Annotated in this window: 9 protein-coding genes and 1 tRNA gene; 6 read left to right on the forward strand and 4 right to left on the reverse strand. The window is 66.8% G+C overall.

From position 1 onward, the window contains the following. Positions 1 to 43 precede the first annotated feature (43 nt). Entirely contained in the window at positions 44 to 2,764 is a 2,721-nt protein-coding gene (locus tag IE191_RS10600) for a coiled-coil domain-containing protein (protein WP_191324341.1), read from the forward strand. Positions 2,765 to 2,766: 2 nt separating this feature from the next. On the opposite strand, the gene IE191_RS10605 is transcribed toward IE191_RS10600, so the two are convergent. The 3 genes from IE191_RS10605 to recG all read right to left on the reverse strand — a co-directional run bounded on the left by IE191_RS10605 (position 2,767) and on the right by recG (position 8,190). Further along, positions 2,767 to 3,174: a DoxX family protein gene (locus tag IE191_RS10605; RefSeq protein ID WP_191324342.1), complete on the reverse strand. Its 408-nt coding sequence runs from the start codon at positions 3,172 to 3,174 to the stop codon at positions 2,767 to 2,769. Between the two features lie 135 nt (positions 3,175 to 3,309). Further along, positions 3,310 to 5,940 (reverse strand): TonB-dependent receptor, encoded by a 2,631-nt coding sequence (locus tag IE191_RS10610; protein WP_191324343.1) that lies wholly within the window; start codon positions 5,938 to 5,940, stop codon positions 3,310 to 3,312. A gap of 192 nt (positions 5,941 to 6,132) precedes the next feature. Then, positions 6,133 to 8,190: an ATP-dependent DNA helicase RecG gene (recG, locus tag IE191_RS10615; RefSeq protein WP_191324344.1), complete on the reverse strand. Its 2,058-nt coding sequence runs from the start codon at positions 8,188 to 8,190 to the stop codon at positions 6,133 to 6,135. Between the two features lie 65 nt (positions 8,191 to 8,255). Between recG and IE191_RS10620 the strand changes: the two genes are divergently transcribed. The 3 genes from IE191_RS10620 to IE191_RS10630 all read left to right on the forward strand — a co-directional run bounded on the left by IE191_RS10620 (position 8,256) and on the right by IE191_RS10630 (position 13,129). Then, complete coding sequence (locus IE191_RS10620; RefSeq protein WP_191324345.1) at positions 8,256 to 8,555, forward strand: FAD assembly factor SdhE; 300 nt, start codon at positions 8,256 to 8,258, stop codon at positions 8,553 to 8,555. A gap of 238 nt (positions 8,556 to 8,793) precedes the next feature. Further along, positions 8,794 to 12,297, forward strand: coding sequence for a transcription-repair coupling factor (gene mfd, locus IE191_RS10625; RefSeq protein WP_191324346.1), 3,504 nt, complete (start codon positions 8,794 to 8,796; stop codon positions 12,295 to 12,297). A gap of 250 nt (positions 12,298 to 12,547) precedes the next feature. Next, entirely contained in the window at positions 12,548 to 13,129 is a 582-nt protein-coding gene (locus IE191_RS10630; RefSeq protein ID WP_191324347.1) for an outer membrane protein, read from the forward strand. Between the two features lie 19 nt (positions 13,130 to 13,148). Here the strand turns inward: IE191_RS10630 and IE191_RS10635 are convergent, their stop codons facing one another. Then, positions 13,149 to 14,489, reverse strand: coding sequence for a bifunctional diguanylate cyclase/phosphodiesterase (locus IE191_RS10635; RefSeq protein WP_191324348.1), 1,341 nt, complete (start codon positions 14,487 to 14,489; stop codon positions 13,149 to 13,151). Positions 14,490 to 14,631: 142 nt separating this feature from the next. On the opposite strand from IE191_RS10635, the gene IE191_RS10640 reads away from it, so the two are divergent. Beyond that, positions 14,632 to 15,435 carry an NAD kinase gene (locus tag IE191_RS10640; protein ID WP_191324349.1) on the forward strand — a complete coding sequence of 268 codons (804 nt, stop codon included), beginning with the start codon at positions 14,632 to 14,634 and terminating at the stop codon, positions 15,433 to 15,435. A 99-nt stretch (positions 15,436 to 15,534) separates the two neighbouring features. After that, positions 15,535 to 15,609 (forward strand) — tRNA-Asn (locus IE191_RS10645). The last annotated feature ends 23 nt before the right edge of the window (positions 15,610 to 15,632 follow it).

Here is a 15,632-nt window from a genome sequence, read left to right on the forward strand (position 1 = left end):
GGCGGGTTTAACCGGTGGCCTTTTCCGTGATAGAGCAGCGCGCATGAACGGGGGACCACGGATCATTCCGATCGAAGCCAACCAGCCGGAAACCGGCGGGCAAGGCTTGGCGCTGGATCGCGAACACGCAGAGGGGCCTTTGCCAGGAACAGCATCTTTACCGGATCTTGCGCCTGAAACCGAAGACGGTTTCGAGGACGCCTCTGCCGCTTCGGCTTGGCCCGTGGCCGTGGCGGGTGTGCTGATCGCGGCGTGGACCGGCTTCTTCCTGTGGGCAGCAGTCCCCGGCCTGATCGCGGTGCACAGCGCGGCGGCATGGGCAGCGGCCAGCGGGCAATGGGCCGCACCGGTGCTGGTCGTGCTTGTCACCCTGCTGCTGGTCCAGCGCGGCAGCGGGCGCGAGGCGCGCCGCTTTGCCAGCATCGCCAGCGGCCTTTCGCGCGAATCGGTGCAGCTTCACCAGCGGCTGGGCGCGATCAACACCGAACTGGCCCTCGCCCGCGATTTCATCGCCGCGCAGGCCCGCGATCTCGATGCGCTGGGGCGCATGGCCACTGATCGCCTCTCCACCCACGCGGAAAACCTGCGCGGGCTGATCCAGGACAATGGCGCCCAGGTCAGCGCAATTGCCGATGTCTCGGTCAGCGCGCTGGACAACATGGAAAAGCTGCGCAGCCAGTTGCCGGTGATCGCCAACAGCGCCAAGGACGTGACCAATTCCATCGCCAACGCCGGGCGCAATGCGCACGTGCAACTGGAAGACATGGTCGCCGGGTTCCAGCGCCTCAATGAATTCGGCCTCGCCAGCGAACGCCAGGTCGCCACGGTGCGCGATCAGGTGCAGAGCGCGCTGGGCGCTCTCACCGCCGTCGGTGCCGATCTGGCGCGGCAGACCGAAGCCCGCTTTGCCACACTGCAAGAGGAAGTGACCGCACACCGCGCTGCGCTCGACCAGGAAGAGCACGCCGCGCTCGCCGCGATCCGCGCCCGCGCCCAGGCTCTGACCGACAAGCTGGACGAGCAGCGCCGCACCCTGGCCAGCGCCGAGCGGGAAAGCCTCGCCGCGCTGGAGCAGCGCCTGGCGACACTCAAGGACACCAGCACCACGCTGGGCCAGGCCGTGGCCGAGCAGGAAAACGCCGCGCTGGCCAGTTGGCAGGCGCGCAGCGAGGCGCAAGTGCGCGCCCTGCGCAGCGCGCTCGACGATCTGGCGAGTGCGCAGGAACGCAACCAGGCGCAGGCCGAAGCGCGCCTTTCCCGCTTTGCCGAGGAAAGCCGTGCGCTGGTCTCCGCGCTGGAAACCGAAGGCGAAGCGATCGACGCCGCCGTGGCGCAGCGCCGCGCTGCCTTGGCGGCCGGCGCCGACGAGCAGCGCGAGACGCTGGCCCGGCGCATGGTGGAAATCGACCGCGCGATTGCCGAGCGGCGCACCGCGCTGGCCACGGCTGCGGCCGAGGCTACCGAAGCGCTCGCCCACAAGCTGGCCGATCTCGACCGCGCGCTCGATACCCAGCGCAGCCGCCAGCAGGACGAGGCACGCCGCCTCGCCGCGCAATGCGACACGGCAGCCAGCCGCGCCGCCGAGCTGGCCGAAACGCTCGCGGCATCGGCCACGATGGGCGATACCACGGCGCAGGCGGTGGACCGCGCCCTCACCCTGCTGCGCACCCGCCTGTCGGAAACCGGCATCGAATTGACCGCGCAGGACGATCACCTCGCCCGCAGCACCGACGCTGCCGTGCGCCTGCTCGAACTGATCCAGGCCACCGGGCAGCACAGCCGCAGCGAACTGCCCGAAGTCCTGCGCGCCAGCCAGGCCGGGCTGGACGAACTGGACCGCCGCGTGGCCGCGCTGCATGGCGAACTGGGCCAGGCCGGCAGCAAGGGCGCAGCCCTCGCCGATACCGTGCGCGGCACCAGCGCCGAAATCGCCGAGGCGCTGGCCCATGTCGCGCGCCTGCACCAGGCCTTTGCCGAGCAGGCCGCCGCCGAACGCGCGCAGCTCAACGAAGTGCGCGCCACGCTGGAAACCGCGCGGGGCGAGGCCGAAGCGCTATCAGGCGATATCACCGGCACCATGGCGACCGCGATCGACCGCCTCAACGCCGCCGCCCGCGCGGCGGGCGATACCATGGGCGAAACCCTGCGGGCCGAAATCGATGCGCTGGCCCATCGCCTGGGCGAGGAAGGCAACGCCGCGATCGCCCGCGTGCTGCAAGGGCGCGGCGCCGAACTGATCGCCCGCCTGGAGCAGGCGCTCGACACCGCCGCCGACGCCAGCCGCGACAGCGCCCTGCAGATGCGCGACCAGTTGGCCAAGGTGGACGAACTGGCCACCAACCTCGAAAACCGCGTGGCCCGCGCCCGCGAGCGCGCCGAAGAGCAGATCGACAACGATTTTGCCCGTCGCACTGCGCTGATCACCGAATCGCTCAATTCCGCCGCGATCGACATTGCCCAGGCGCTGTCGGCCGACGTTTCGGAAACCGCCTGGGCGTCTTACCTGCGCGGCGATCGCGGCATCTTCACGCGCCGCGCGGTCAGCCTGCTCGACAGCGCCGATGCCAAGGCGGTGCAACAGCACTATGCCAACGATGCCGAATTCCGCGGCCACGTGAACCGCTACATCCACGATTTCGAAGGCATGCTGCGCCAGTTGCTGTCAACCCGCGACGGCAACGCGCTGGGCGTGACGCTGCTGTCATCCGACATGGGCAAGCTCTATGTCGCGCTGGCGCAGGGGATCGAGCGCCTGCGCGCCTGACGTCAGGCCGGGCGGTCAGCGCCGCGACGTGACCAGCGCGCTTCGCTAGACCAAAGCGCGGCCCAGATCAGCAGCGGCTGCGCCAGCATGCGCGGAATGTGATAGGCCAGGCCCAGGCCAAGATCGGGCCGCGCCAGGTCCATCAGCATGTGATTGACGTTGGCCGGCCACACGCAGAGCGCATAGGCCGCCAAGCCCCACCCGGCAGCGCGGCGCAAGGCCGGGCTCCATCCCTGCACCAGCGCCACGCTGCCGGCGAGTTCGGCCAGCCCGGTCAGCGCGATCACCAGCGGCGCATCGGGCACCCAGCCGGGCGTGATCTTGAGGAACGGCGCAGGCAGCGCCAGGTGCAGCACACCGGCGGCACTATAGAGCAGGCCGAGCAGGAGGCGCAGGATGCGGCGGGTCATGCCCGCTTGTCGCACGCGGCCGGCACCGTGCCAAGAAAGTCCCGGCAGAAAAAGGGCGCCGCATCACTGCGGCGCCCCGGCAAGGTTTGGGCCGATCCGGGGAGAGGATCGGATCGGCCCGGATGGGCAATCGCATCAATACCGAACGGTGATATCCGCCAGATAGCTGCGGCCATACTTTTCATAGCGCGCGATCTGGTTGGCATCGTTGTTCCAATAGAACCGCGCGACCTGGTTGGTCAGGTTGTTGGCCTGCACCCGCACCGAGATGTTCTTGGTGATGTTGTAGCCGATGCTCGCGCCCAGCGTGGTTTCGCTTTCTAGGCGGGTAAGTTGCGAGGCATCCCAGCCATAGATCACCGTGAACGGGCTGTGGTGCTTGAGCGCCACGCGTGCATCGATGCCATGGTCGGAATACCACAGGTCGAATTCGCCGGTGAAATCGGCCAGGCCCACGGCCGGGAACGGATTGCTGCTAGGCGATAGTTCCTTGAGATCAGACTTCACGAAAGCGGCGTTGGCATAGATGCCGAACTTGTCCAGGCCGGGGACAAACCAGAACGGCATCTGCAATGTGGTTTCCAGGCCGGCGATGTAGCCGCCCTTGCCGTTGGCCGGGCTGGTGATGATGTAATTGTTGCCGTTGATGGTCTGCGCCACCTGCGTATAGCCGATGTTGCTGTCCACATCCTTGTAATAGCCCGCCACGGCCAGCAGCGCGTCCTTGTGGAAATACCATTCGGCCGAAAGATCGAACTGGTTGGCCATGAAGGGGCGCAGATAGGGATTGCCCGAAGACCCCGTGAAAGGCGCGCTGAGCGAGAGCAACTGGTTGGCGCGCAGTTCATCGAGCGGCGGACGCGAGATCACCCGCGCAGCGGCGGCGCGCAGCTTGAACGTGTCGGTCAGCTCGAAGTTCAGGTTGATGCTGGGCAGCGCGCGGAAATAGTGCTCCATGGCCGAGGTGGTGCCGCTGGCCGTGATGTTGCTGCTGCCGTAGCTGTGCGTGACGACATCGACAAAACGCACCCCGACATTGCCCGAAAAGCCGCGCCCGGCCAGATCGGCCATGACATAGCCTTCCATGTCGTCTTCGCGCACGCGCCAGCCCTTGGTGGGGTCATTGACCGGTGCGGCATAGTTCACCGCGCCAGCCACGTCGTCGAAGTTGGCCCAGATCATCGTCGGCACCGAGAAATCGCGCACGTTGAACGCGGTCAGCTTCGAGGCATCGAGCGTGACATTGCCGCCATCGGCCGTGGTTACGGCGCTGGTCGCGGCCGTGAACGACTTGACCCGATTCGAGTAACGCAAGCCGACTGCGAGGCCGCTCAACCATCCGGTGTTGAGTGCACGGCGAATGTCGATCTGCCCCGCGCCAAGATCATCGGACAGGCGCTGCGGCCCATCGCGCAGGCCGGCGTAATAGCTCGGCACGACCTGTGCGGTCGTGTCGCCAATGCTGCTCGCATTGCCGCCCGAAACGGACACCGAAGGCACTTGCCCAGCGCCGGTGGCAAAGGTCGTCGACTGGGGGTAGAATTCGGTGGCGACCGAGTGATAATCGTTGTTGCGGCGCGCCTGCGAATAGGAAACGTCCGTCTTAACCGACCAAGTGCCGTCGTCATACTTGGCGTTCAGGCCCGAGACGAACAAGGTCTTGTCTTCGACGTACTTGCCAAAGACGTTGGTGACCGAGGAATAGTTGTTGAGCGTCGCGCCGGTGACGGTGTTGCCCGCCAGCGTATAGCTGCCCGGCTGGTAGATGTCGCCGGCCTGGCCGAAGCTGCCGCCCCAGTCACCCCAGCCGTTCGACCGGCCATACCATTGCTGCGCCTGGTTCTCGTTGATCTTGACGTTGGAATAGAGTCCGTCGAGCGTGATGTCCCAATAGGAGCCCGGCTTCCACTGCAAGGCGGCCGTGGTGCTCCAGCGGGTTTCGGTCAGGCCCTTCACTTCGGCCTGCGCGCCCCACGGCGTGTTGATCTTGTTGCCGTTGGCATCGGTCGGCGGGCTGCCGGTGTCGACGGTGTTGTAGCCCCAGCCCTGGAAGCTGTCGAAGCCATTCTTCTGGCGCTGATAAGTGCCGCCGAGCACAAGGCCGAGGTCATCGGTCAGCTTGCCGACATATTGCGCGCTGCCACGCGCGCCCAGGCCGGAATAGCCCGGAATGTCGCGCCCGCCGTCGTTGTAGATCGCGCCGCCGCGCACGGTGAAGGCGGGGCCATGGTAATCGAGCGGCTTGATCGTCTGGATGTCGATCGTGGCCGCCACGCCCCCGGCGATGAAGTCCGCGCTCTGCCCCTTGTAGACGGCCACCGACGAAACGATTTCCGACGGGTAGATTTCCCAGCGGACATTGCGATCGGGTTCCGACGAAGCGACTTCGCGGCCGTTGATCAGGCCCAGGACCAGGCGCGGGCCAAGGCCGCGCACCGCCGCCTGGCTGGCATTGCCGCGATCGCGCGTGGCCGTCACGCCGGGAAGGCGCGCGAGCGAATCCGCGATGGTCACATCGGGCAGGACGCCGATGTCCTTGGAACTGATGGTTTCGGCCACCACGGTGGTGTTGCGCTTGGCATTGAGCGCGTCGCGCAGCGAAGCGCGCAGGCCGGTGACCACGATCGCCTGATCCGAAGGTGCGGCTTCGGCGCCAGCACTGGCTGCCCCACTCGCTGCGGCGTCTTGCGCCAGCGCGGATTGCGAGGCGATGGCCAGCGCGAAAATGCTGGTTGCAGACAGGACACGACGGAAATCGAGATGCATGAAAGCCCCTCCCGGAAAGCAGTGAAGTCTTATTTATACGATAAATAGGATTCGTATGCGCAGGGTGTCAAGCCGTTAGGACGACAAACCGCAATCGGGCGCAGGCAAGGGTCTGAAAGTGTGGCGCGCCTGCAACATAGGCAACGTGCGGCAGTCCCCATGAACGGCAGGCGCAGACTGGATCGGTGAAGCTTATCCGCCGCGCAGCAGTTGCACGCCCCAATCGCGCTCGAACAGATAGAGCAACACGCGGGCCGCCTCGCCCCGTGGCGAGGACAGGCCCCCATCGCGTTCCATCAGGAGGCGCGCGTCATCGTGGGCAATGGGCAGGAGATTGGCGATCTGCTCGAAATCGGCCACGCGGAATGGGGTGTCGCCCGATTGGCGCGTGCCGAGCAGTTCCCCGCCGCCGCGCAGGCGCAAGTCTTCCTCGGCCAGCAGGAACCCGTCCTGCGTCTCGCGCATCAAGGCCAGCCGTTCGCGCCCCACTTTGCTGACCATGTCGCCACGCAGCAGCAGGCAGGTCGATTTCTGGCTGCCCCGGCCCACGCGCCCGCGCAACTGGTGCAACTGCGCCAGGCCAAAGCGTTCGGCCTGCTCGATCACCATCAGCGTGGCGTTGGGCACGTCCACGCCCACTTCGATCACCGTGGTCGCGACCAGCAGGCTCGCCTCGCCACTGGCAAAGCGCTCCATCGCCGCGTCCTTGGCTTCGGGCCGCATCTGGCCATGGACCATGACCACGCGCTCGCCAAAGCGCTCGGCCAGCATGGCGTGGCGCGCTTCGGCGGCGGCCAGGTCTTCGTTCTCCGCCTCGCGCACCATCGGGCACACCCAATAGGCCTGGTGCCCGGCGGCGATGTGGCGGCCGATCCCGTCGATCACGTCGGCCAGCCGCTCCTGCGCCACCACGCGCGTATCGATCGCCTGGCGGCCGGGCGGCATCTCGTCGAGCCGGGAGACTTCCATCTCGCCATATTGCGCCAGAGTCAGCGTGCGCGGAATCGGCGTGGCAGTCATGGCCAGGCAGTGCGGCGTGCGGCGCGCCTTTTGCGTGAGCATCAGGCGCTGCCCCACGCCAAAGCGGTGCTGCTCGTCGATCACCACCAACGCGAGGTTGCGATAGGCCACGCTGTCCTGGAAGATGGCATGGGTGCCGACCAGAATGTCGATCCCGCCATCCAGCAGGTTCATCAGCAGCGCCTCGCGCGCGCGGCCCTTGTCGCGGCCGGTGAGCAGCGCGATGTTCACGCCGGTGCCACGCGCCATCCTGGCCAGCGTATCGGCATGCTGGCGCGCGAGGATTTCGGTGGGCGCGAGCAGCGCGGCCTGGCCGCCTGCCTCCACCGCCACCAGCATGGCGTGCAGCGCCACCGCCGTCTTGCCCGACCCGACATCGCCTTGCAGCAGGCGAAGCATCGGGCTGCCCTGGGCCATGTCGCTCTCGATCTCGGCAATGGAGCGGCTTTGCGCCCCGGTCAGCGCGAAGGGCAGGTTGAGCTTGGCCCGCAGATGCCCATCGCCGTGCAGCGGCTGGCCGGCGCGGGTGCGGTTGGCCGCGCGCACCAGCATCAGCGCCAAGGCATTGGCAAACAGTTCGTCATAGGCCAGCCGGTCGCGCGCGCGCTTGTCGGGCGCCTGATGCGTGCGCGCCAATGCCTCGTGCCAGGCGGGCCATTCCTCGCGCGCCAGCAAGCCCGGCTCGATCCATTCGGGCAGGCGCGGCGCCTGGCCCAGCGACTGGTGGATCAGGCTGGCGATGCGCCCCTGGGTCAGCCCTTCGGACAGGGGATAGACCGCCTCGGTCAGGTGCCCCTGCAAGCCGGCGCTGTCTTCGCTGACATGATCGGGGTGAACGATCTGCCAGGTCTGGCCAAACTGGTCGAGCCTGCCCGCCACCCAGCGAGTCTCGCCCACCGGCAGGCTCTTCTTGGCGGTGTAGGAGGCGCGGCCGAAATAGGTGATCGCCACGTGGTTGCCCACGCTGTCCTGCGCGATCACGCGAAACGGCCCGCGCCCGGCAGGCTGGCGATGCTCCAGCACGGTCAACGCCACGATGATCTGCTCGCCCAGCGCGGCTTCGTCCAGCGTCTGCACCGCGCGGCGCTGCACGAAACGATCGGGCAGATGATAGAGAAAGTCGCGCACCCGCGTCAGCCCCAGCTTGTCCAGCGGGCGAGCCAAGCCTGCACCCACGCCTTTCAGGCTGGTGGCCTCGGCAAACAGGGGATTGAGCAAATCGGGACGCATGAGCGCTCCCATAATCACCATGGGGCCGTTGCGCCATGGGGCAAGCTGGCTTACCCGCAGCCGTCATGACCGAAACGACTGCGACTCCCGAATCCGGCAAGCTGGACGATGCGCGCCTGCGCCGGATGAAATTCCGCGCCTGGCATCGCGGCACGCGCGAGGCCGACTACATGATCGGCTGCTATTTCGATCGCTTCCATGGGCAATGGGGCGAGGCCGAAGCCGTGTGGTTTGAAACGCTGATGGACGAGGAAGATGTCGACATCCTCGGCTGGGCGCTGGGCACGCTTTCCGTGCCCGAGGAATACGCCGGCCCGATGATGGACCGCATGCGGCAGCTCGATTACGTGGAGATTCCGCGCTGACGGGTTGGGCCAGGCGCCCTTCGACAAGCTCAGGGCGAACGGAGGTCGGGGCTGAATTTTCCGGTTCCCCCGTTCGGGCTGAGCTTGTCGAAGCCCCCTGGCCGGACAGCACAGCGTTGGTGCCCCTTCTACAGGCTCAGGGCGCACGGAACTGAGTGACGCTGTTTCTGGTTTGCCCCGTTCGGGCTGAGCCTGTCGAAGCCCCTTTCCACACGCCAAAGTATTGAAGAACCGATCCATGCCAGACCTGTCCCGCATCCTTTCCGCCCGCAGCCCGCTGACGCTTGCCAGCGTGGCGCGGGGCGCGCAGCCGCTGGTCATGGCCGATCTTGCCCGCGCGGCTGCGGCGGCCAAGGCACAAGGCCGCTGCGTGTTCATCACCAGCGACGATGCAGCCCTGCGCGCGGTGGTGGAAAGCGCGGCGTTCTTTGCGCCCGAACTGGACGTGATCGATTTCCCGGCGTGGGACTGCCTGCCGTTCGACCGCGCCTCCCCCGCCCTGTCGATCAGCGCGCGGCGGCTGGCGGCGCTGCAAAAGTTGCAGCACAAGCGCGACGGGCGGCCGCAACTGCTGGTCTCAACGATCAATGCCGTGCTGCAACGCACGCTCACCCCGTTCCGCATCCGCGAATCCACCCGCCTGTTGACGCCGGGCGTGGAAATCGGCCGCGAAAGTCTGATCGCCCTGCTTCAGCGCCAGGGCTATTCGCGTACCGATACGGTGGTGGACGCGGGCGAATATGCCGTGCGCGGCTCGGTCTTCGATATCTACCCCACCGGGCTGGATCATGGGCTGCGGCTCGATTTCTTCGGCGATGAGCTGGAAACGCTGCGCCTGTTCGATCCCACCACGCAGCGTTCGGTGCAGCCGGTGGAAACCCACCTGCTGCTGCCCGCCAGCGAAGCTCTCCTCGACGAAGCCTCGATCAAGCGCTTCCGCAGCCGCTATCGCGAGATCTTCGGCGCCAATGCCACCAGCGACGCGCTCTATCAGGCGGTGAGCGAAGGCCGCCGCCTGGCCGGCATGGAACACTGGCTGCCCTTGCTCGAAGAGCGGATGGTCACGCTGTTCGACCATCTGGGCGAAGGCGATCTGGTGGTGCTCGATGCCGCCGCCGCCAAGGCTGCGGAAAGCCGGCTGGACGATATCGCGGACTATTACGCCGCGCGCACCGAGGCGTCGGCCCGCCAATCGGGCACCTACCGCCCGTTGAAGCCCGATGCGCTCTATCTCTCGCGCGATGAACTCGATCGCGCTTTGGCGGGCTGGCCGGCGCACCGCACCACGATCTTTGCCGAGCCGGAAAGCGCCAGCGTGGTCGACTTCGGCTTTGCCAGCTCGCGCGATTTCACGCCCGATCGCGCGCAGGGCGTCAATATCTACGAAGCGGCGGCCAAGCACCTGGCTGCGCTGGGCACGCGCGGCCTGAAGCCGATCGTCGCGGCCTATACCACCGGCTCGCGCGCACGGCTGGCCTCGCTGCTGGCGGAAGCCGGCAAGCAGGCCCCTGCCCTTGCGGACACCTGGCAGGAAGCGCTGGGCCTGGCCGCATCGGGCCGTCCGGTCGCGGTGGTCCTGCCGCTCGAACAAGGCTTTGCCAACGACAGCCTCGAACTGCTGACCGAGCAGGACATCCTGGGCGACCGCCTGGTGCGCCGCAAGAAGAAGCGCAAGGACGCCGACGCTTTCCTGGCTGAACTCTCGGCACTGACACCGGGCGATCTGGTGGTCCACATGGATCACGGCATCGGCCGCTACGAAGGGCTCGAAGCGATCACCGTGGGCAAGAGCCCGCACGATTGCGTACAGCTCACTTATGCCGGGGGCGACAAGCTCTATATCCCGGTCGAAAACCTCGACGTGCTCTCGCGCTATGGCAACGAGAGCGAGAACGTCGCGCTCGACAAGCTGGGCGGCGAAGGCTGGCAGCGGCGCAAGGCCCGGATGCGCCAGCGCATCCTGGAAATGGCTGGCCAGTTGATGGCCACGGCCGCGTTGCGCGCGCTGCGCCAGGCAGACGTGCTGGCGGTCGATCCGGCCAGCTATGGCCCCTTCGTCGATCGCTTCCCCTGGGACGAGACCGAGGACCAGGAACGCGCCATCGCCGATGTCCTGGCCGACATGGCCGAAGGCAAGCCGATGGACCGGCTGGTCTGCGGCGACGTGGGCTTCGGCAAGACAGAAGTGGCCCTGCGCGCGGCCTTCGTGGCGGCCATGGCCGGGCATCAGGTGGCGGTGATCGCCCCCACCACGCTGCTGGCGCGCCAGCACTATGCCAATTTCGTGGAGCGGTTTGCCGGCTTTCCCATCCAGATCGGCCGCCTCTCGCGCCTGGTCGCGGCCAAGGAGGCAACGCAGACACGCGCCGGCCTGGCCGATGGCACGGTGGACATTGTAGTGGGCACCCATGCCCTGCTGTCGAAATCGGTGGAGTTCAAGCGGCTGGGCCTGGTCATTGTCGACGAGGAACAGCGCTTTGGCGTGACGCACAAGGAAAAGCTCAAGGAGCTGAAGACCGACGTCCACGTCCTCACGCTCACCGCTACGCCGATCCCGCGCACCTTGCAGATGGCCATGTCGGGCCTGCGCGAGCTGTCCACGATCCAGACCCCGCCGGTCGACCGCCTGGCGGTGCGCACCTATGTGATGCCGTGGGACGACGTGACGATGCGCGAGGCCCTGCTGCGCGAACACCAGCGCGGCGGGCAGAGCTTCATCGTCGTGCCGCGCATTGCCGACATGGCCGAAGTGGAAGACTGGCTGCGCTTGAACGTGCCGGAAATCCGCTTCGTGACGGCGCACGGCCAAATGAGCCCCACCGAAGTGGAAGACCGCATGAGCGCCTTCTACGAGAAGAAATATGAAGTGCTGCTCTCGACCACGATCATCGAAAGCGGCATCGACATTTCCAGCGCCAACACCATCGTACTGCACCGCGCCGATCGCTTTGGCCTGGCACAGCTTTACCAGCTTCGCGGCCGCGTCGGGCGCGGCAAGCTGCGGGCCTATGCCTATCTCACGTATCCCGAAGACCAGGCCCTGTCGGAAGTGGCGGAAAAGCGGCTCAAGGTGCTGGGCGATCTCGATTCGCTCGGCGCCGGGTTCCAGCTTGCCAGCCACGATCTCGACTTGCGCGGCGCAGGCAACCTGCTGGGCGACGAGCAATCGGGCCACATCAAGGAAGTGGGCTTCGAGCTGTACCAGTCGATGCTTGAGGATGCGATCCTGGCGGCCAAGGCCGGCGATATCGGCCTGGCGCGCGAACGCGAGGCGCTCAGCCCACAGATCACGCTCGATGCGCCGATCATGATCCCGGAAGACTATGTGCCCGATCTGGCCGTGCGCATGGCGCTCTATCGCCGCATGAACGATGCCGAAGGGGCAGAGGCGGTGGAAGCCCTTGCCGCCGAGATGATCGACCGCTTTGGCCCCCTGCCACAGCCGACGCAGAACCTGCTGCAACTGATCGAAGTGAAGCGCCAGGCGATCGAGGCGCGCATTGCCAAGATCGACGTGGGGCCAAAGGGCGTGCTGGTCTCGTTCCACAACGACGATTTCCCCGATCCCATGGGGCTGATCGCCTATGTCGAACGGCTGAAAGGCACGGCCAAGCTGCGGCCGGACAACAAGCTGGTGATCCAGCGCGCCTGGGGCGATGCGCAAGGCCGCCTCAACGGCCTGGTGCAACTGACCAAGGGCCTGTCCAGCATCGCGCGGCGAGCGGCGAAGAAGGCGGCCTGAGCCGCCTTCAACCGCTGTCCACCAAAAATGCGACGCATATGCTTGCACCGCAACGTTTTTTCGGAAATGCCCCGCACCAGTCGCGTGGCGCCTGCTGCAATGCGGCATTTTTGCAACACCGCACAGATCAGTTCGGCGCCAATTGTGACACTGCGTTGACCAACCTGCAAATCTGGACCTATCGGCGCGCCACGGTCACGTCATTGCGATGTTTCCGGCAATAAAAAATCCAGTTTGCAGGATATAGATCATGAAGAAGTTCTTTGCCCTTGGCGCCGCCATGGCCGCCGTTGCTTGCTCCGCGCCCGCGATGGCCCAGGATGCAGAAGTTCAGGGCGGCGTTTCGTTCGGCGTTGTTGGCGGTTACGATCACGTGACCCTGTCCGGCGGCGGCGAAAAGGAAAGCAAGGACGGTTTCGCCTATGGCGCCGTGCTGGGCTATGACAAGGTCATCGGCCAGGGCACGGTTGGCGTCGAAGCGGAAATCGACGGCACCACGGTCAAGGAACGCAACGACGTCTACAGCATCAAGGGCGGTGTTGATCTCTATGCCGGCGCGCGTGCGGCCTATGCCGTTGCACCGGGCCTGTCGGTCTATGCCAAGGCCGGTTACACCAACACCCGCGTGCGCGTGGATTACGGCAACCGCTATGGCGTGAACGTGGACGGCTTCCGCGTGGGCGGCGGCGTAGAAGCGGCTGTGACCAAGCAGATCGCGGCTCGCGTCGAATACCGCTACTCCGACTACGGTCACACCTACGTCGCGAACGTGGACACCGGCATTTCGGCCCGTCGTCAGCAGGTCATGGCCGCGCTCGTCACGCGCTTCTGATCGGGCAGGCCGGAGCGTTTCACCGCGCTCCGGCCGCCATTCGCGCCATCGCCGCGCTGTCCAGCGGCCCGGCGCGCAGGAAACCCTGGAACAGCGTCACGCCTTCCTGCGCCAGAACCTCCAGTTGTTCGGCGTTTTCCACCCCTTCGGCCACCACGGTCAAAGACAGCGCGCGCGCCATCGCCACCATGGCCGCCAGGATCGCCCGGTCGCGGTGATCGCGGGCCACGTCCCGCACCAGCGATTGATCGAGCTTGAGCGTGTCGAGCGGCAGCGCCTTGAGCGTGCGAAAGTTGGAAAAGCCGGTGCCGAAATCATCGAGCGCCACGGCCACGCCCTGCGCCGCAAGCGTGCGCAGCGCCGCCGCGCAGCCCTCGAAATCGGCAATCAGCGTCTGCTCGGTAATCTCGATGGTCAGCCGTTCCGGCGCAAAGCCGGCGGCATCGGCGCGCGCCAGCAGGCCCTGCGCGAAATCGGGCAAGGCAAAATCCTCTGCCGTCACGTTGAGCGACAGGCGCAGCGGTGCCGGCCATGCCGACGCCCCGGCCAGCGCCGTGGTGGCGATGGCCTGGGATAGTGGCGCCATCTGGTCCGCCCGCTCGGCCACGGCAAACAGGGTTTCTGCGCCGATCCGGCCCAGCCCCGGATGCTCCCACCGCGCCAGCGCTTCCGCCCCGGCCAGCGCGCCATCGGCCACGCGGAACTGCGGCTGATAGAGCACGGCGATTTCATCGCGGTGCAGCGCGCCGATCAGGTCTGCCTCCAGCCGCGCGGCGCTGCGCCGCCCGGCGCGATGGCTCCCATCCGCCCAGGCCAGCCGCCGCGCCCCGCTGCGCAGCAATTGCGCCAGGGCCTGGTCGAGCCGGTCGAGCAGGGCGCCGCCGTCCTCGTGCGCCTGCCCGCGCAGCAGGGCAATACGCGGCAACAGGCGCACGGCGTCTCCGCCCAGCGCCAGCGGCCGCGCGATGCTGCGCCCCAGCGCCTGCGCCAGCACCTGCCAGCGCTCCCGGCTGCGCGGGCTGCCGCAGGCGATCAGGAATTCCCCGCCCGAAACCCGCGCCACCAGCGGGGCCGGATCGCCCGCCTGCGCCGGCCCCAGCTCCTCGGCCGCGAAATGGGCAATGCGCCGCGCCACTTCGGCCAGCACGCGATCGCCACCGCCATGGCCAAACGCCAGATTGACCGCCTGGAACCGGTTGAGCCCGATCAACATGGCCTGGATTCCGGCACCGCCGCGCGCTGCATCCAGCCAGGCGCGCGCTGCCGCGGCGTCTGCCAGGCCGGTCAGGGCATCCTGGCCGGAAAGCGTGCCGTCTTCTTGCGCAGGCGCAGCGGGATCGAAAGGTGCAAACGATGTCATTGGCCATGCCGCGTAGCAGAGCGGTTCCCGTCCTGTCTGCCCCTGGCCACACCTGAGACATTTTCGGATTGCGCCATTATGGGTCGCCCCATATCACGCCCCCGGTTTGCGCCGCGCGTCCTGCGGCCGGGGATGGATGACAATGGCAGCGATCGGATCGGCAAGCGGTGCCACATACGAACGGCTTGCCCTGCTCGCCTCTCCCACGGAGCGGGCGCAGGAAGCCGCGCGGATCATGGCCAGCACGCACGATTGGGTGCCGTTTGACGAAGCCGAGGCCGTGGTCGTGCTGGGCGGCGATGGCTATATGCTCCAGGTGCTGCACCAGATGCTCGACACCGATCGGGTGGTTCCGGCCTATGGCCTGAACCTGGGCACCGTGGGCTTCCTGATGAACCGCCAGAAAAGCAGCCGCGCGCTGGAAGAGCGGATCGCCCGCGCGCGGCCGGTGGCAATCAGCCCGCTGCGCATGGATGCGGTGACCGCCAGCGGAGAAACGCAAAGCTGCTATGCCATCAACGAGGTTTCGCTGCTGCGCGAAACCCGCCAGACGGCCAAGCTGGAAGTGGTGGTCAACGGCAAGACCCGCATTCCCGAACTGTCGTGCGATGGCGTGCTGGTCGCCACGCCAGCGGGTTCGACCGCCTACAACCTGTCTGCCAACGGCCCGATCCTGCCGCTGGGCGCCAATATCCTGGCGCTCACCCCGATCAGCCCGTTCCGCCCCCGCCGCTGGCGTGGCGCGATCCTGCCCGACACGGCCGAGATCGTGTTCCGCGCCCTCGAATCGGTCAAGCGCCCGGTGCTGGTGGTGGCCGACCAAAAGGAAGTGCGCGACGTGAGCGAAGTGCGCGTGCGCGCCTGGCGCGATCACCAGCTTACCTTGCTGTTCGATCGCGGCCGCAGCCTGGACGAGCGGATTTTCGCCGAACAGTTCATGAGTTGATCGCAAAGCCCGCGCTGTGGAAAAATTTGCCCGGCGGCGACTTGCCATGGGCGAAATGAGTGCTATTAGCGCGCACCTGTCCTGGGCAACCGGGACTGCTCCCTGATAGCTCAGCGGTAGAGCTCTCGACTGTTAATCGAGCGGCCGTAGGTTCGAATCCTACTCAGGGAGCCATCTTCTTTCTGCCCAACGGCAGA

Origin of the sequence: Novosphingobium pokkalii (assembly GCF_014652855.1) — a bacterium.
In the GTDB taxonomy this organism is placed as follows: Bacteria; Pseudomonadota; Alphaproteobacteria; order Sphingomonadales; family Sphingomonadaceae; genus Novosphingobium; species Novosphingobium pokkalii.